Origin of the sequence: Andreprevotia chitinilytica DSM 18519 (assembly GCF_000711875.1) — a bacterium.
In the GTDB taxonomy this organism is placed as follows: Bacteria; Pseudomonadota; Gammaproteobacteria; order Burkholderiales; family Chitinibacteraceae; genus Andreprevotia; species Andreprevotia chitinilytica.
On the sequence record NZ_JONM01000004.1, the window covers coordinates 303,100 to 319,305 of the forward strand.

The window sequence follows — 16,206 nt, forward strand, 5'->3', positions numbered from 1 at the left end:
TCACCCGGTAGGCCCAAAGCAGTCGCAGCAGCGGCTGCTTCCATATCCACCCCCTCCGTCACCGATTCCCCCCATCATTCCCCGGGGTTTGGCGCGATTGGCGGCGGTGGTGGTGGTGGTGGTGGTGGTGCGGCCGGTAGCGGAAGCGGCTCCGGATGGGCCGCCTTCGCTGCAGCCCAGCGAAACAAGCATGCGGCGGCAGCGGCGGCCACGGAAGCGGCGGGTTCAGGTAGTCAGCTGTCTGACATGAGCCCCCATCATCGGGCCGCAACTGTTCCGGCTGCGGCGGCCGCAGCGGCCGGTTCCTCCAAGCCCGAAGACAAGCGTGCCGCGCACGCACACTTGGGCGCTGCAGCGGCAGCATCTGCTCCGGCTGGAGACGATGGGTGGAGTACGGTCGCGAGCGCACCGCGGAAACTCATGCCCAAAGGCCCGGCCCAGGTGAAACCCGGAAGCGCGACCGACGTTCACCCGGTAGTCGAAGAGGCGGGACATCCGTTTGGCTTTACCAGCGAAGATCGTTATCGCGCGTTGACCCGACCATTGGCGCAAGCCAATCGCGACAAGGTTGTCTTCACGCGCGGTAGCTCCGTCACCGGCTATGGTTTCAATTCCGGACAAAGGTTTGGGGAGCACAGCGATTACGATATCGGCGTGGCAAATCCAAAAAGGAAAGGCGCTCCTGGTTTTGCTCGGACTAAGGAAGAGGTCGCCGAGAATCAGCAAATCGAGCAAGCGTTTCGTGCGGCTGGTAATAAAAAGGCTAGCGTCAAATACTTCACCTACGTGCCGCAGGGGGCGCTGGTGCGTCGTCATTCCACAGAGCTGAGTCCTGCAAGCGGAGCCGCTGCGGGTGGCGGAGCCGCAGCCGCTGCAGGTGCCGGTGCTGGCAAGAAGGGAGGGGGGAGCAACGGTTGATCGACGCGATCACCCATCAGGCCAGCGAACCGTAGGGCGGGTTGCGTAACCTGCCGCATGGGTGATCTGCCACGGCATGGTCCGGCGGGTTACGCCCCGGGGGCTAATCCGCCCTACGACTGCATCGCCTCAACGCCCCGCCCAATCCGCAACCACCCGCGCCGCTGCCGCAATCACATCATTGCGCGCTTTGCCATCCTTCTCGCGCAGCGTGGTATAGATCGCGATCACGATTGGCGCACCCTGCGGCGGCCACACCACGCCGATATCATTCGCGCTGCCGTAATCGCCAGTCCCCGTCTTATCCCCCACCTGCCAATCTGCCGGCACCCCGGCCCGAATCCGCGCCGCGCCGGTGGTGTTGCCGCGCAGCCAGTCCTGCAACTGCGTGGCAAGCGGTGGCGTCAGCGCATCGCCCAAGGCCAGCCGTTGCAAACTCAAGCCCATCGCCTTCGGTGTGGTGGTATCGCGCGGGTCGCCGGGGATCGCCGTATTCAGCGCCGTCTCCCACCGATCCAGGCGGAACACCCGATCGCCAATCGAGCGGGCAAAGGCCGTCACGGCAGCCGGCCCGCCCAGCAGCTTGATCAACAGATTGGCCGCCGTGTTGTCGCTGTATTGCACTGCGGCCGCGCACAGATCGGCCACCGCCATGCCCTCGCCAACATGCTTCTCGGTAATCGGCGAATAGCTCACCAAATCACCCTGCGCGTACGGAATGCGCTGTTGCAGCAACCCATCCACCTGCGCGCTGCGTGCCAGAATCGCCGACGCCAGCATCATCTTGAACGTGCTGCAAAACGCAAAGCGCTCATCAGCTCGGTACTGCAACTGCGCGCCGTTGGCCGTGTTCACGGCAAACACGCCAAGTCGGCCGTTCAAGTCCGCCTCCAGCTTGGCAAACCGCGCCTGCATTGACGAGGGCCCATGCCCCTTGGCCGCCCAGCTGGAGCAAGCGGTCATGAGCGGGACAGCGGCAGCCGCCAGCAGGAATTTCCGACGATGTGGGGAATGATCCATCTTCAAACTCACTCAGGCTAAGAACAGGCCGCCTAATGTACCCGCGCCGCAATCGCCCCGTCAGCCTCCCGGTGCGTAACTAGTGCAACGCGCCAAGACGGGTAGGGCGGAACACTTGAAAGGCGTTCCGCCCTACAGGGCTACCTACCCCGTTTACTTCCGGTCTTTCTCCGTGAATTCCTTCAGTGCCTTGGCAGACCGCCGGGCATGATCGATTGCTGCTCGCCGTTCTGATGCAACGGCAATCCCCGACTGCGCCAGTTGATACGCGGCGGAAGCCGGTTCGACCAGCGCGGCCACGATCTGGAACAGCCGGCCTAACTCCGCAACGCTATCCATGCCATAGCTGGCAATTTCATCGTAGGTGTGACCGGTGCGCGACGGAGAAGTGTAGGCAAAGCGGGGGATAGGGCGTGGGGGTGGTGCGGGTGTACCTTGGGGTTGGTTGGGCATAAGTGCCTCCTTCGTATACGGAAACCTCCGCCACTTCGCTCTCAAACGAAGGTGGCGGGCGTAAGGCGGGGTTGAGAGACCAGTACGAAGGAACCGGCAGCCCGAAGGCTCCCCACCCCAGCCCGCCAAAGAAGACGCACCAAGGGTGTTGCGGACAATAAAAAACCGCTGGGTAGCGGCGGTTGTCCACCTTCGTAACACGGGCTCTCAACCCCGGCCGCGCTATTGAACGCGACGCCTCAAAAGTATCCCAGCCGCGCCGGCTTGGTCAAGGCAGTGACCGTAGCCCGGACGGCTTGCCGGCCGGGGTGGCAATGTGGGCAAGTTCCACCCGCCGTGGATACGTGAACCAACCCCGGCCGCAGAACGCGTCCGGGCTACGTGGGGCATTTGTAGGATGGGTTGAGCGACGCAATACCCAAGTGGCAATGCAGAATGTGGGCGACGGGTATACCCATCCGCAAACTGTTCGCGCCAAGAAGTAAGCCAGACAAATCTGAAAAGAGACTCATCGGCTTGTGAGGTGTATTGTGTGGCTATACACTGCACAACATGATTACCAGCTTCATCCATAAAGGCTTGGAAGACTTCTTCCGCTCCGGCAGCAAGGCTGGAATACGGCCAGATCATGCGGCAAAGCTCAGAAAGCAATTGGGCGTGCTCGACCGGGCGACCGCACCAGAAGATGTGAACGTGCCGGGTTGGCGGCTGCATCCGCTGAAGGGCGATATGGCCGGCTATTGGTCAGTTACCGTGAATGCCAATTGGCGAATAACGTTTCGCTTTTTGCCAGACGGAAATATCGAGCTTGTTGATTATCAGGACTATCACTAGGAGGGCGACATGAGTCGAATGCATAACCCGCCGCACCCGGGTGAGGTGTTACAGGATTGGCTGGAAGGCATCAGCGTGACAGAAGCCGCCAAGCGGCTGCATGTGACGCGAGCGCATCTATCCCGCCTGCTCAATGGGCATGCCGGCATCAGCGCGGATATGGCGCTGCGCCTGTCGGCGTTGCTGGGAACGAGTGCCGAGGTTTGGCAGGGCATGCAGAGTGCCTATGATCTTTGGCAGGCAGAACAAAAACCCCAGCCGCAGATTGAGCGGTTGGTTGCATGACTGTGCGGCGGAATGTGGGCGACGGGTATTGCGTACGTTCCACGAACTCGGTTTGCACCCCTCCATCCACGACGCAAAAACACTCGGCCTCGCATCAAATGGCCGCACCCGTCCGCCAAATACTCTCAAGCCCGCCCGCTTTTGCCCCGGCTGCGCCACTCAAGCTGCTAGCCGCGTTCCATCAAAAACAACCGGTCTTGCGCCAACGGCTGCCGGCGCTAAAACCTTCGTTCACTGAGGGAGAGGCAGCGCATGCCGCCGTTCTAATTTTGCGTCCCCCTTTGCATGAGATAGCGCTAGCCAGTTAGGCTTAAGCTGTCACTTAAGAAAGAATGACATTGGAGAGTCGTAAGCAATGTGCGAAGCATGGCTCAAAACCTGATTTCGCTGCATCTCGACCGTCAGCAGCTATCGGCGATCGATCAAGCACTAACCACCCTGGAAGATAACCTCGTAGGCCCGATTGTGCTCACTCCCCAGCAACGCAGCTGGTTAGTCAATATATGCGACAAATCCGGAGCCTTCTGCCGCTAATAATTGGGGCCAGCCATTTAACGCATAGCGGGTTAATTAATTTTATGAGCTTATTTATGTAACGGTACTGATTCATTCATAACCTTGTCCGGGATATCAATTAACCATTGAACATTATCAAACATATCAAGGAATTGAGCCGTATGAGTAAATGCATTTACTGTCGCCAAGACAAAGACCCGGCCGAGTTCACTCTGGAGCATGTATTCCCTCAGTTCATGGGTGGAGCTTACGCCCCGGACTGCTTCAAGACTCGAAGTGTATGTAAGCCCTGCAATAGTAACCTTGGTTTGTTTGTGGATGCAGGATTTGAAAAGAACTGGTTCGTTTCTAACAGACTTAGGATGAATGCTCGTGCATTTTTCGATCCGAATAGTCCCGTTGGCTTGCCGCTAGTCTGTATGGGAAAGTCTGATTTTGTGCCTCCGCAGCTCCAAGAATGCGAAGTATGTGAATCTTGGCTTGGTCCGTTCGGCGAACAGGTTTATTGGGTAAGGCCTCATGATGAGCGTTTATTTTGGTACACAGGGGGCAATCCTCGAACGACTAAAACTACGGAGAGTCGTGCCTACTTCTTATTCTCTGAAAGATCCGAGAAAAACCCACTTATTTCGTTGCTATCTTTCCGTGATGCCTTTGAGGGGCGGCGAGTCAGGAAGATCATGTGCACCGAGGTTGGAGATATTCTAACGGGTATCGGGTTTAAGGCTCCCGATGAATTAGATCTACTTCGGGTTAAGTACTTCAATGAGGCTTGTCGAATTTCTAAAACTAAGCACATTCAATTGGCGATGTACGTACCGTTTGACTTTAGATTTTTAGTCAAGCTTGGACTTGGAGTAGCCTATTCGTTATTTGGGAGTAAGGCTTTGCAGACGGCGTATGCAGAAGAGTTATATAAAGCTTTGTGGTATCGAAACGAGAACGGTCAACCGCAGATTAATGGTTCCTCGTCCATTATGCATGGAAACAATCCACTGTTCACGAAGGTGGTAGGCGAAGCGAACGCAGTAACTATAATGATAATTCCGACTCCAGAAGGTGTTGCGGTCAATCTGAATCTGGGGGAATCATTAAATTGGGTAATCAAGTGTGCGAGCTACGAGAACCTAACAGAAGACGATATCCACCCCTTGCGCGAAGGACGCGTGCTCTTGCTATACCGCCAATTGCAGCGTGCATTTGATTTAGCGTTGCCAGAGTACATCGCGCATAAGTGTGGCAACCAGCCCCACCCAGAGTTGACGGGGATATCTGCCAAGTTGGCGTTGCATCGCGACTACTTTAAGAACCTGTAGCTAAGCGCCGCAATCTGAAGGACTAAATATATGCTTTGTATGGTTGGTTGAGTGATGGTTCCTCCAGATTACCAATTGGCAATCCTGCAGCGTCGAGTAATGTTTCAGAACATGCGGCGCATTGCTCTTCGGGGATTGTCCTACTGATTGATCAACCCAACACCCAACCCGGAGCCCCCTATGTGGACCCAAGAAGCCAGCATCGAAACAACCGCAACACCCGAGAAAATCTGGAGCTTGTTTGTGGACGTACCGGGTTGGAAGCAATGGAATGCCGGCATTGAGAAGATCGAGCTATTCGGCGCTTTCGCAAAAGGCACCACGTTTTCCATGCAACCGCCGGGCAGTGAGCCTTTCACCAGCACGCTGATCGATGTGAATGAGAACGAAGCATTCACCGACGAGACGGTCATCGACGACATCCGCGTTGTCGTGGCGCATTGCCTGATTCCCTTGGCTTCGGGCGGCACGCGAGTGGTGTATCGCACGCAAATCTTTGGCGAAAATGCCGAGGAATTCGGCCCGATGGTTGCGGGGGATTTTCCGGAGGTGCTGGCGGCGTTGAAGGCGCTGGCGGAGCGCGGGTAGCACGAACATCGCATGACTTGGGATCGCGTTCTGACCATCAACGACTATTACGACGGCCCGCGCCTTGGCGTTGCCGAAGTGCATGGCGTACCGCATATCTATGAATTGGTGTTTGATCACAGCGCCGATGAGTACAGCGATAGCTATCTTGTGTCGCCGATAGACGAAGCCCTGCTCGCGCTTGTCCTTGAAGATTGGGGGATATGGCTGCGCTGGCACGCTGTGCATAAACGAAACGAAGCCCCCATTGAAACGCATCCGGCGCTTCCTGTTGATCGAGCAAGGTATGAGGCGATCAAGCTGGCGATCGGTGATCGTTTGCATGCTGATGCAAACGTGGCCAAGCGGTTAAATGCCGAGTTTAGAAACCTCCGCGCGGGTGGTGATTGGACCGGCGCAGAGGTTCAATGGGGCATGTAGGTTGGGTTGAATGAAATGAAGCCCACACGTTCACCGTCCCCATGTTGGGCTTCGCTACGCTCAACGCCAACCTACCCGATAGCGGCATTGGGCCGGACCGAGCTGACCAATCGGTTTTGATCCGCCAACGAATCTTCACTCCGCCCCACACCGGATATCGGAAGTCGCTGACTGCCCGGCTCTGCCGGAACGCAGTCACGTATAATCCCGCCAAATTCCTGTGAGGCCCGTATGCCGCAACGCACCCCCCTGTTTGAAGCCCATGTCTCCGCTGGTGGCAAGATTGTTGATTTCGCAGGTTGGGAGTTGCCCATCCATTACGGCTCGCAACTGAAAGAACACGAAACCGTCCGCGCTGATGCGGGCGTGTTCGATGTCTCGCATATGACAGTCGTCGATGTCTCCGGCCCGCAAGCTACCGCTTTCCTGCAAAAACTCCTCGCCAATGATGTCGCCAAGCTCGGTTTCGAGGGCAAGGCCTTGTATTCCGGCATGCTCAATGCGCAGGGCGGGGTGATCGATGACTTGATCGTCTACAAGACCGCGTGGGATTACCGCGTGGTCGTCAACGCTGCCACCCGCGATAAAGACCTCGCGTGGATCAACCAGCAAGCTGCCGCATTCGATGTGACCGTGACCGAGCGCCCGGAGCTGGCGATGCTCGCGATCCAAGGCCCGAATGCGATTGCCAAGGTGAAGGCCGCCAAGCCGCATCTTGCCGCGCTGATCGATAGCCTGAAGGTGTTCCAGGGCATGCCGGCTGGCGAGTGGTTCGTGGCCCGCACCGGTTATACCGGCGAAGACGGCCTGGAAATCATGTTGCCGGCGAGTGTGGCGGTGGCGTTTTGGGATGCGCTGCTGGCGGCTGGCGTCGCCCCGACTGGTCTTGGCGCACGCGATACGCTGCGCCTTGAGGCCGGCATGAATCTGTATGGTCACGAAATGGATGATGGCGTTTCGCCGCTTGCCGCTGGCATGGGCTGGACGATTGCATGGCAACCCGCCGAGCGAGATTTCATCGGCCGCAGCGTGATCGAAGCTGAAAAGGCCACCGGCCCGGCTTATAAACAAGTCGGTCTGGTGCTGGAAGGCAAAGGCGTGTTGCGCGCCGGCCAAGTGGTGAAGACCCCGGCCGGCGATGGCGTGATTACCAGCGGTACGTTCTCGCCGACGCTCAAGCTTTCCATCGCCATGGCGCGCGTGCCGGCTGCGGCCAGCGAGCGTGTCGACGTGGATATCCGTGGCAAGAATGAACCGGCGCGCATCGTGAAGATGCCGTTCGTGCGCAATGGCGCAAAAGTATTTGAGTGAGAGGTGAGGTGTTAGCAGTGAGGGGTAAAACCGCCCCTGCTTCTACACCGTGTCTCTCGCGATCTACCCCTTACCCTAACAAGGAAGAAGACATGAGCAATGTTCCCGCAGAACTGAAATACGTCGATACCCATGAATGGCTACGTCTGGAAGCTGACGGCACCGTCACCATCGGCATTACCGATCACGCGCAAGAGCTGCTGGGTGATGTGGTTTATGTAGAACTGCCGGAAGTGGGCGCGCAGCTGGCAGAACATGCCGTGGCGGGCGTGGTGGAGTCGGTGAAGGCGGCGTCTGATGTTTACGCGCCGATCGCGGGCGAAGTGGTTGCCATCAACGAAGAGCTGGTTGCCTCGCCGGAACTCGCCAACACCGCACCATATGGCGAAGCCTGGTTCTTCCGCGTGAAGCCGGCTGATGCCAATGCGCTGGATGGCCTGATGGATGCTGCCGGCTATACCGACCTGATCGGCGCTTGATCGACCCGCTTGTTTCCACCGCCCGCATTTGCGGGCGGTTTGGTTTTTAGAACCTGTTTACGATCTTGCAAAATTGCGTATTCGCAGCGCTTCAAGGTGTTACTTCCCCCTTTTATGCCTGTGCGAATCAATAGATTCGTACGGCAAAGGGGGATTGTGAGCGTGCGAATCTATTGATTCGCTCAGCCAGAGGATTTCGACTTCATCTCAATTTGAGATGCCGCAGAAATCCCCCCTAGCCCCCCTTCGAGAAGGGGGGAACGCGTAGCTTGATATTTAGATAGTGCAGCCCCTACACGGATTTGACCGCATGACCACCCTGACCCAGAACCTTAGCCTGCTCGAAGCCCACGACGAATTCATCGGCCGCCATATCGGCCCGGATGCCGTCGCGCAGGCCGAGATGCTCGCCGCGCTGAACGTTGATTCGCTGGATGCGCTCGTTGCCGAAACCGTACCCGCTGCGATCCGCCTGCCGGCCGATTTGCTGCTGCCCGCGCCGCGCCGCGAAGTCGATGCGTTGGCGGATATCGGCCAATACGCCAAGCGCAACGTGGTGCGCACGTCCTTGTTGGGGCAGGGGTATTACGACACGCTCACCCCCAAGGTGATCCTGCGCAACGTGCTGGAAAACCCCGGCTGGTACACCGCCTATACGCCGTATCAGGCCGAGATCGCGCAAGGCCGGCTGGAGGCGCTGCTCAATTACCAGCAGATGGTGATCGACCTCACCGGGCTGGAGCTGGCGAATGCCTCGTTGCTGGACGAGGCCACGGCCGCCGCCGAAGCGATGGCGATGGCCCGCCGCATTTCCAAATCCAAATCGAACGTGTTCTTCGTCGATCAGGCCGTCTTCCGGCAAACGCTGGACGTGCTTAAGACTCGTGCGCATGGTTTTGGCTTCGAGCTGCAAATCGGTTCGGTAGAAGAAGCGGCTGGTGCCGATGTGTTTGGCGCCTTGCTGCAATACCCGGGCGACGATGGCGAAGTGCGCGATCTGGCTCCGGCCATTACTGCGCTCAAGGCGAACGGTGCGATCGTGGCAGTGGCGACTGATCTGCTGGCGCTGGTGTTGTTGAAGTCGCCGGGCGAGCTGGGTGCGGATATCGCCTTGGGTTCGGCGCAGCGCTTTGGCGTGCCGATGGGCTTTGGTGGCCCGCACGCGGCGTTCTTTGCCACGAGGGACGAGCACAAGCGCTCGGTGCCGGGCCGCATCATCGGTGTGTCGGTCGATGCCCGTGGCAAGACCGCGCTGCGCATGGCGCTGCAAACCCGCGAGCAACATATCCGCCGCGAGAAGGCCAACTCCAATATCTGTACGTCGCAGGTGCTGCTGGCGAATATCGCTGGTCTGTATGCCGTCTATCACGGCCCGCAAGGGTTGAAGCGGATCGCGCTGCGCACCTCGCGCCTGCTGGCGATTTTTGCGGCCGGTTTACAGGCGGGCGGCGTAACAACCAAGAATGCCTCGGCCTTCGATACCTTGCGCATTGGCGTGGCCGATGCGGCGGCGTTGCTCGCCAAGGCCGAAGTCGCCGGCTACAACCTGCGGCTGGTGGACGCGTCCACCGTGGCCGTTTCCTTCGACGAAACCACTACCCGCGCTGATGTCGCCGCGCTGTGGCAAGTGTTCGGCGTGAAGGCCGATGTGGCCGCGCTGGATGCCTCCGCCGCCAACCTGATCCCGGCCGGCCTCGTGCGCGAATCGGCCTTCCTCACGCATCCGGTGTTCAACCGCTATCACACCGAGCACGAGATGCTGCGCTACATGAAGCGGCTGGAAAACAAAGACCTCGCGCTCAACCATTCGATGATCTCGCTCGGCTCCTGCACCATGAAGCTGAACGCCACCAGCGAGATGATCCCGATCACCTGGCCGGAATTCGGTCGCATCCACCCGTTTGCCCCGGTTGAACAAACCGAAGGCTACGTGGCGATGATCGAAGAGCTGGGCGAGTGGCTGCGCGTGATCACCGGTTTCGATACCGTCTGCATGCAGCCGAACTCCGGCGCGCAGGGCGAATATGCCGGTCTGGTCGCCATCCAGCGCTATCACGAATCGCGCGGCGATGCGCATCGCAAGATCTGCCTGATCCCCAAATCCGCCCACGGCACCAACCCGGCCACGGCGCAGATGATCGGCTTGAGTGTGGTGGTGGTCGATTGCGACGAGGCCGGCAACGTCGATGTGGCCGACCTGAAAGCCAAGGCGGAAAAGCACGCCGCCGAGCTGGCCTGCCTGATGATCACTTACCCGTCCACACATGGCGTGTTCGAAGAGGCGGTGCGCGAGATTTGCGACATCGTGCACAGCTTCGGCGGTCAGGTGTACATGGATGGCGCGAACCTCAACGCGCAAGTCGGCCTGACTGCGCCGGGCTTCATCGGGGCCGATGTCAGCCACATGAACCTGCACAAGACCTTCTGCATTCCGCACGGCGGCGGCGGCCCGGGCATGGGGCCGATCGGCCTCAAGGCGCATCTGGCCCCGTTCGTGCCGAACCACGCGGTCCGTGCCGTGCCGGGGCCGAGCGCCGGCCAGAGCGCGGTGTCCGCAGCGCCGTATGGCTCGGCATCGATCCTGCCGATTTCGTGGATGTATATCGCCATGATGGGCGGCAGCGGCCTCAAGCAAGCGACCTCGGTCGCGCTGCTGAATGCCAATTACGTCGCCAAGCAGCTCACCGGCCACTTCCCGGTGCTGTACACCGGCAGCAAGGGCCGCGTGGCGCATGAATGCATCATCGATCTGCGCCCGCTCAAGGCTGCCACCGGCATCAGCGAAGTCGATATCGCCAAGCGCCTGATGGACTACGGCTTCCACGCCCCGACCATGAGCTTCCCGGTGCCCGGCACCATCATGATCGAGCCGACCGAATCCGAATCGAAGGCCGAGCTGGATCGCTTCGTCGAAGCGCTGATCAGCATCCGTGGCGAAATCGCCAAGGTGGAAGACGGCACCTGGGCCGCCGATGCCAACCCGCTCAAGAACGCGCCGCACACCCAGGCGGACGTGATGGGCGACTGGGATCGCGCCTACAGCCGCGAACAAGCCGTGTTCCCGCTCGCCTGGGTGCGTGACAACAAGTTCTGGCCGAGCGTGAACCGCATCGACGATGTATATGGCGACCGCAACCTGTTCTGCGCGTGTGTGCCGATGGATGAGTACGCGGCCTAAAGGGGCGGAGCGCTCATGCTGCATCACGTCTCATTCGGCGTTGCCAATCTGGAACGAGCCGCAGCCTTCTACGACGCCACGCTGGCTGCGCTCGGCTACATTCGCGTCTTCGCCAATGAGACGGCTATCGGCTATGGCCTGATCGCGGGGCAAGACCAGTTCTGCATCAAGCTGCGGCCCGGCGTGGCTGCACCGGGTGCGGGCTTTCACCTTGCCTTTGCTGCGCCATCGCGTCAGGCCGTGGCGGATTTTCATGCTGCAGCCTTGCAACACGGCGGGCAGGACGATGGCGGGCCCGGTTTACGGCCACACTACGGGCCGGATTACTACGCGGCGTTCGTGATCGACCCGGATGGCCACCATGTCGAGGTTGTTATCAATTCACCCCGTAGGGCGGGTTAGCCAAAGGCGTAACCCGCCGAACCACGCCACGGTTTACCCACGATGCGGCGGGTTACACAGCAACCCGCCCTACGAAACCACACAGTCTGGAGATTTTCGATGTCCACCGTTCTTGTCCTTACCATCCTCGGCGCAGACAAGCCGGGTCTTGTCGAACAACTGGCGCAAGTTGTCGCTGATAACAAAGCCAACTGGCTTGAATCATCGATGAGCCGGCTAGCCGGGCAATTCGCCGGCATCCTGCGCGTGGAGCTGGACCCGGCCAACCGCGCTGCGCTGGAAGCCGCGCTGACCAAACTCACCGACCTGCGCGTGACGGTGGTGGAGGGCGGCGAGCCGGAGGATTACCCGGTCGAGCTGATGCTGTCCGTTACCGCGCACGACCGCATCGGCATCGTGAAGGAAGTGACGCAGGTGTTGGCCAAGCATGGCGTCAACGTCGACAACTTCAGCTCTGAGGTAGTGCCCGCTCCGATGTCGAGCGATCCGTTGTTCCAGGCGGCGGCTGTGCTGCGGGCACGGGCAGGTTTTGACGTAGATGCGCTGCAGCGTGATCTGGAAGCGTTGTCGGATGATTTGTTTGTGGAGTTTGGGGCGAGCGAATAACGAGGTAAGTACGAGGGTGCTGCCAAAGTTGCTTGGGCCAACGGCGCGATTTTCTCCCCTCTCACATCCCGTGCAAGGCTTCTAGCCTTGCTCAGGGAAAGTGGGAGAGGGGCCGGGGGTGAGGGTCGTGCAACATGCAGCTTCCTTCGTAAGAATGGTGGAAAGCGGCCGCGTGGTTCGGCGGGTTACGCCCGAAGGACTAACCCGCCCTACGAATTTCAAGCGATGGCTGAGCCACCCGCCGTCCTACCGTCAAGCAGCCACCGGCATGCCCCAGCAAGACAGCAGCCGGAGAGTGGTAGAATCTCGCCTTTGCGCCGCCCGGCCGGTATTCCACCCCGTGCGCGGTAGCTAACCCATTGATAAGCAAGGTTTCAGCATGAGTCTCAAATGCGGCATCGTCGGTCTGCCCAACGTCGGCAAATCCACGCTTTTCAACGCCTTGACCAAGGCCGGCATCGAAGCTGCCAACTACCCGTTCTGCACCATCGAGCCCAATGTCGGCATCGTTGAAGTGCCGGATCACCGGTTGGGCCAGCTGGCCGACATCATCACCCCGCAGAAAATCGTGCCGGCCATCGTCGAGTTCGTCGATATCGCCGGTCTGGTGGCGGGCGCATCCAAGGGCGAGGGCCTGGGCAACCAATTCCTCGCCAACATTCGCGAGACCGATGCCATCGTCAACGTGGTGCGTTGCTTCGATAACGACAACATCGTGCACGTGGCTGGCCGCATCGACCCGATCGACGACATCATCGTGATCGGCACCGAACTGGCGCTGGCCGACCTAGCGACCGCCGAGAAATCGCTGCAGCGCGATGGCAAGAAAGCCAAGAGCGGCGACAAGGAAGCGATCAAGCTGGTGGCGGTGCTGGAAAAGCTCATCCCGCATCTGAATGAAGGCAAACCGGCTCGCTCGGCTGGCCTCAGCGAAGAAGAAAAGCTCATCGTCAAATCGCTGTGCCTGCTGACCATCAAGCCGGCCATGTACGTGGCCAACGTGGCTGAAGACGGCTTCCAGAACAACCCGCTGCTCGACAAGGTGAAGGCCCACGCTGAAGCCGAAGGCGCGCCAGTGGTCGCCGTCTGTGCCGCCATCGAGTCAGACATCGCCGAGCTGGACGACGCAGACAAGGCCGAATTCCTCGCCGAACTCGGTCTGGAAGAGCCGGGCCTGAACCGCCTGATCCGCGTCGGTTACAAGCTCTTGGGCCTGCAAACCTACTTCACCGCCGGCGTAAAGGAAGTGCGCGCGTGGACCATCCACGTCGGCGACACCGCTCCGCAAGCAGCTGGCGTGATCCACACCGACTTCGAGCGCGGCTTCATCCGCGCGCAGACGATCTCCTTCGACGACTTCATCCAGTACAAGGGTGAACAAGGCGCGAAGGAAGCCGGCAAGATGCGCGCCGAAGGCAAGGAATACGTGGTGAAGGATGGGGATGTGTTGAACTTCCTGTTCAACGTCTAAGCGTGCTGTGCGGCGCTTGATGTGATCTAACAAAGCCCTGTGTTTACAGGGCTTTGTTTTTATCTTTGTGAAAAAATGACTACAATTGACCAGAATTCTTTGTCGTTGGTATAAGGAGGTCGCACATGAACATGGTTGCGCTCGCGGAAGCCAAAGCCAAGCTGTCACAGTTGGTGGATGGTGCGCAGGACGGGGTGGAAACTGTCATCGCCAAGCACGGTCGGCCGGTTGCAAAGCTTGTGCCGTTTAGCCGGCCCAAAGCCCAGCGCATCGGCGCGATGAAGGGGCGGCTGGTCGTTCCCGATGACTTCGATCAGCCCCTTGCCGAAGATGAGCTCGCGTTGTTCGAAGGCAAGCTCTGATGCGGGTTCTGCTCGATACGCATGTGTTGTTGTGGTCGCTGGCCGATGATCCGAAACTCTCGGCGAATGCCCGGCGCTTGATCGAAGGAGCGACAGATATCTATGTGAGCTCCGCCAGTTATTGGGAGCTGGCTATCAAGATCGGCTTGGGCAAACTGGCCGCTGATCTCGCCGAAATCAGGTTGAATGCCGAGCAGAGCGGATACCTTGAAGTACCGGTTACTGGCGAACATGCCCAAGCCACGCTGCTATTGGCAAATCATCACAAGGACCCGTTTGACCGTTTGATCATCGCCACGGCAATCACCGAGCCAATGCGTTTGCTCACTGCAGATAGCATCGTGGCGCAGTACACCGAGCTTGCGACCTTGATTTGATGCACTGAGGATTGGACCGCAATGCAACACCGGGCGCTGAAGCGCCCGTACTTTTTGCCAATGTCATTACTTGACTGACATCAACAATGGCCTGGGGTGGCATCCCTAAACTGGACGCACTGTCGTTCAGACCCAGGCCAAGACCATGAACTCCCCCGAACCCACCGCGCTTGCCCGTGCTGCCGCCTTCAATGTGCAAGGGCTGCAGTTCGACAAAGCGCTGATCGAAAAGCTGGCCGGCAACGGTCCGCGCTATACCTCCTACCCCACCGCCGACCGCTTTCACGCCGAGTTTGGCGAGATCGACTACCGGCAATCGGTCGCCGCCAATTTTGCCGTCGGCCCGCAGCGGCCGCTGTCGCTCTACGTCCACATCCCGTTTTGCAACACCATCTGCTATTACTGCGGCTGCAACAAGATCGTCACCAACAACAAGGCCAAGGCGGCGACGTATCTAGATTATCTGGATAAGGAAATCGCGCTGCAGGCCCCGTTGTTCGCCGGCAAGGCACGCATCGAGCAGCTGCATTTCGGGGGCGGCACGCCGACTTTCCTGTCGGATGCGCAGCTGGTCCATCTGGTTGGCACGCTGCGCAGTTATTTCGATTTTGCGCCAGACGATGAGGGCGAATATTCGATCGAGATCGACCCGCGCAAAGTCAGCGCCGATACGGTCGCGCTATTGGGCCGGCTGGGTTTCAACCGCATGAGTCTGGGCGTGCAGGATTTCGATCCGGTCGTGCAAGTTGCCGTGAACCGGGTGCAAAGCGAAGCGGAAACCATGCGGGTGATCGATGCCGCTCGCTGGCACGGCTTCAAATCGATTTCCATCGATCTGATCTATGGCCTGCCCAAGCAGACGCTGGCGGGTTTTGGCGTGACGCTGGACAAGGTGATCGCCGCTCGGCCGGACCGGCTGTCGATCTACAACTACGCCCATCTTCCACACCTGTTCAAGACGCAACGCCAGATCATGGATGCCGATTTGCCGTCGCTGGATGCCAAGCTCGATATCTTGCGCCTCGCCATCAGCAAGCTGACCGCTGCCGGCTACGTCTACATCGGTATGGATCACTTCGCCTTGCCTGATGACGAATTGGCCGTGGCGCAACGTGCTGGCACACTGCATCGCAATTTTCAGGGCTATTCCACCCATGACGACATCGACTTGCTGGCACTTGGGGTATCGGGCATCGGCAAGATCGGCGCGAGCTACAGCCAGAACGTGCGCGGCATCGACGAGTACTACGGCCTGCTCGATGCCGGCCAGCTACCGATCTTTCGTGGGGTTGCGCTGGAGCGCGACGACGAGCTGCGCCGCAGCGTGATCCAGCAATTGATGTGTGGGTTTGAGCTGGATTTCGCTGCCACAGAGGCGGAATGGCGTATCGACTTTGCCAACTATTTCGCGCCGGAGCGCAAGCAGCTGGCAGCGTTGGCCGCGGAGGGCTTGCTGGCAATGGATGCCAAACACCTGCGAGTGTTGCCGCGTGGCCGGCTGTTGATCCGCAATATCGCCATGGTGTTTGACCGGTACCTGCTGTTCAGCCGGGAGACATAGGTAACACTTGTCGGGAGACATGGGTAACACTCAACCTAGTCTAACTGCACCCGCAGATCGATGGTGCGAATGGCCTTATGACAGAAGAACACCGTCAGCACATCGGCTT

18 protein-coding genes are annotated in these 16,206 nt (G+C 59.3%); 16 read left to right on the top strand and 2 right to left on the bottom strand.

Annotated elements, in window-relative coordinates; translation table 11 throughout:
- Positions 1 to 420 precede the first annotated feature (420 nt).
- Positions 421 to 918 carry a hypothetical protein gene (locus BR41_RS08045; protein WP_156970606.1) on the top strand — a complete coding sequence of 166 codons (498 nt, stop codon included), beginning with the start codon at positions 421 to 423 and terminating at the stop codon, positions 916 to 918.
- Between the two features lie 129 nt (positions 919 to 1,047).
- On the opposite strand, the gene bla is transcribed toward BR41_RS08045, so the two are convergent.
- Both bla and BR41_RS24075 read right to left on the bottom strand, forming a co-directional pair.
- A complete protein-coding gene (gene bla / locus BR41_RS08050) occupies positions 1,048 to 1,938 on the bottom strand; it encodes a class A beta-lactamase (protein WP_035054882.1) in 891 nt (296 codons plus the stop codon).
- Between the two features lie 153 nt (positions 1,939 to 2,091).
- Entirely contained in the window at positions 2,092 to 2,391 is a 300-nt protein-coding gene (locus BR41_RS24075; RefSeq protein ID WP_156970607.1) for a hypothetical protein, read from the bottom strand.
- 552 nt (positions 2,392 to 2,943) lie between these two features.
- Between BR41_RS24075 and BR41_RS08060 the strand changes: the two genes are divergently transcribed.
- The 15 genes from BR41_RS08060 (at position 2,944) to hemN (ending at position 16,097) form a co-directional block, all read left to right on the top strand.
- Entirely contained in the window at positions 2,944 to 3,225 is a 282-nt protein-coding gene (locus tag BR41_RS08060) for a type II toxin-antitoxin system RelE/ParE family toxin (protein ID WP_035054884.1), read from the top strand.
- Positions 3,226 to 3,234: 9 nt separating this feature from the next.
- Positions 3,235 to 3,510 carry a HigA family addiction module antitoxin gene (locus tag BR41_RS08065; RefSeq protein WP_035054885.1) on the top strand — a complete coding sequence of 92 codons (276 nt, stop codon included), beginning with the start codon at positions 3,235 to 3,237 and terminating at the stop codon, positions 3,508 to 3,510.
- Positions 3,511 to 3,876: 366 nt separating this feature from the next.
- Complete coding sequence (locus tag BR41_RS24080) at positions 3,877 to 4,044, top strand: hypothetical protein (protein ID WP_156970608.1); 168 nt, start codon at positions 3,877 to 3,879, stop codon at positions 4,042 to 4,044.
- A 143-nt stretch (positions 4,045 to 4,187) separates the two neighbouring features.
- On the top strand, positions 4,188 to 5,342 hold the full coding sequence (locus tag BR41_RS08070) for an HNH endonuclease (protein ID WP_035054886.1): 1,155 nt from the start codon (positions 4,188 to 4,190) through the stop codon (positions 5,340 to 5,342).
- Between the two features lie 180 nt (positions 5,343 to 5,522).
- Positions 5,523 to 5,930 carry an SRPBCC family protein gene (locus BR41_RS08075; protein ID WP_035054888.1) on the top strand — a complete coding sequence of 136 codons (408 nt, stop codon included), beginning with the start codon at positions 5,523 to 5,525 and terminating at the stop codon, positions 5,928 to 5,930.
- 12 nt (positions 5,931 to 5,942) lie between these two features.
- Positions 5,943 to 6,350: a hypothetical protein gene (locus BR41_RS08080; RefSeq protein WP_051710483.1), complete on the top strand. Its 408-nt coding sequence runs from the start codon at positions 5,943 to 5,945 to the stop codon at positions 6,348 to 6,350.
- 231 nt (positions 6,351 to 6,581) lie between these two features.
- Positions 6,582 to 7,661, top strand: a complete 1,080-nt coding sequence (gene gcvT, locus BR41_RS08090) for a glycine cleavage system aminomethyltransferase GcvT (protein ID WP_035054899.1) — start codon at positions 6,582 to 6,584, stop codon at positions 7,659 to 7,661.
- 92 nt (positions 7,662 to 7,753) lie between these two features.
- Entirely contained in the window at positions 7,754 to 8,140 is a 387-nt protein-coding gene (gene gcvH, locus BR41_RS08095; RefSeq protein WP_035054901.1) for a glycine cleavage system protein GcvH, read from the top strand.
- A gap of 310 nt (positions 8,141 to 8,450) precedes the next feature.
- Complete coding sequence (gene gcvP, locus BR41_RS08100; RefSeq protein ID WP_035054903.1) at positions 8,451 to 11,318, top strand: aminomethyl-transferring glycine dehydrogenase; 2,868 nt, start codon at positions 8,451 to 8,453, stop codon at positions 11,316 to 11,318.
- Positions 11,319 to 11,333: 15 nt separating this feature from the next.
- A complete protein-coding gene (locus BR41_RS08105; RefSeq protein WP_035054905.1) occupies positions 11,334 to 11,720 on the top strand; it encodes a VOC family protein in 387 nt (128 codons plus the stop codon).
- A gap of 99 nt (positions 11,721 to 11,819) precedes the next feature.
- Positions 11,820 to 12,326 carry a glycine cleavage system transcriptional repressor gene (locus BR41_RS08110; protein ID WP_035054907.1) on the top strand — a complete coding sequence of 169 codons (507 nt, stop codon included), beginning with the start codon at positions 11,820 to 11,822 and terminating at the stop codon, positions 12,324 to 12,326.
- Positions 12,327 to 12,705: 379 nt separating this feature from the next.
- Positions 12,706 to 13,797, top strand: coding sequence for a redox-regulated ATPase YchF (gene ychF, locus BR41_RS08115; protein ID WP_035054909.1), 1,092 nt, complete (start codon positions 12,706 to 12,708; stop codon positions 13,795 to 13,797).
- Positions 13,798 to 13,922: 125 nt separating this feature from the next.
- A complete protein-coding gene (locus tag BR41_RS08120) occupies positions 13,923 to 14,159 on the top strand; it encodes a type II toxin-antitoxin system Phd/YefM family antitoxin (protein WP_035054911.1) in 237 nt (78 codons plus the stop codon).
- A complete protein-coding gene (locus tag BR41_RS08125) occupies positions 14,159 to 14,536 on the top strand; it encodes a type II toxin-antitoxin system VapC family toxin (protein WP_035054913.1) in 378 nt (125 codons plus the stop codon). The genes BR41_RS08120 and BR41_RS08125 overlap by 1 nt, the downstream gene beginning before the upstream one ends.
- 145 nt (positions 14,537 to 14,681) lie before the next feature.
- Complete coding sequence (gene hemN, locus BR41_RS08130; protein ID WP_035054915.1) at positions 14,682 to 16,097, top strand: oxygen-independent coproporphyrinogen III oxidase; 1,416 nt, start codon at positions 14,682 to 14,684, stop codon at positions 16,095 to 16,097.
- Positions 16,098 to 16,206: the final 109 nt, after the last annotated feature.

Excerpts from the sequence above, each read along its gene's own strand:
- BR41_RS08045 (WP_156970606.1), top strand. The coding sequence starts at position 421 with ATGCCCAAAGGCCCGGCCCAGGTGAAACCCGGAAGCGCGACCGACGTT.
- bla (WP_035054882.1), bottom strand. The coding sequence starts at position 1,938 with ATGGATCATTCCCCACATCGTCGGAAATTCCTGCTGGCGGCTGCCGCT.
- BR41_RS24075 (WP_156970607.1), bottom strand. The coding sequence starts at position 2,391 with ATGCCCAACCAACCCCAAGGTACACCCGCACCACCCCCACGCCCTATC.
- BR41_RS08060 (WP_035054884.1), top strand. The coding sequence starts at position 2,944 with ATGATTACCAGCTTCATCCATAAAGGCTTGGAAGACTTCTTCCGCTCC.
- BR41_RS08065 (WP_035054885.1), top strand. The coding sequence starts at position 3,235 with ATGAGTCGAATGCATAACCCGCCGCACCCGGGTGAGGTGTTACAGGAT.
- BR41_RS24080 (WP_156970608.1), top strand. The coding sequence starts at position 3,877 with ATGGCTCAAAACCTGATTTCGCTGCATCTCGACCGTCAGCAGCTATCG.
- BR41_RS08070 (WP_035054886.1), top strand. The coding sequence starts at position 4,188 with ATGAGTAAATGCATTTACTGTCGCCAAGACAAAGACCCGGCCGAGTTC.
- BR41_RS08075 (WP_035054888.1), top strand. The coding sequence starts at position 5,523 with ATGTGGACCCAAGAAGCCAGCATCGAAACAACCGCAACACCCGAGAAA.
- BR41_RS08080 (WP_051710483.1), top strand. The coding sequence starts at position 5,943 with ATGACTTGGGATCGCGTTCTGACCATCAACGACTATTACGACGGCCCG.
- gcvT (WP_035054899.1), top strand. The coding sequence starts at position 6,582 with ATGCCGCAACGCACCCCCCTGTTTGAAGCCCATGTCTCCGCTGGTGGC.
- gcvH (WP_035054901.1), top strand. The coding sequence starts at position 7,754 with ATGAGCAATGTTCCCGCAGAACTGAAATACGTCGATACCCATGAATGG.
- gcvP (WP_035054903.1), top strand. The coding sequence starts at position 8,451 with ATGACCACCCTGACCCAGAACCTTAGCCTGCTCGAAGCCCACGACGAA.
- BR41_RS08105 (WP_035054905.1), top strand. The coding sequence starts at position 11,334 with ATGCTGCATCACGTCTCATTCGGCGTTGCCAATCTGGAACGAGCCGCA.
- BR41_RS08110 (WP_035054907.1), top strand. The coding sequence starts at position 11,820 with ATGTCCACCGTTCTTGTCCTTACCATCCTCGGCGCAGACAAGCCGGGT.
- ychF (WP_035054909.1), top strand. The coding sequence starts at position 12,706 with ATGAGTCTCAAATGCGGCATCGTCGGTCTGCCCAACGTCGGCAAATCC.
- BR41_RS08120 (WP_035054911.1), top strand. The coding sequence starts at position 13,923 with ATGAACATGGTTGCGCTCGCGGAAGCCAAAGCCAAGCTGTCACAGTTG.
- BR41_RS08125 (WP_035054913.1), top strand. The coding sequence starts at position 14,159 with ATGCGGGTTCTGCTCGATACGCATGTGTTGTTGTGGTCGCTGGCCGAT.
- hemN (WP_035054915.1), top strand. The coding sequence starts at position 14,682 with ATGAACTCCCCCGAACCCACCGCGCTTGCCCGTGCTGCCGCCTTCAAT.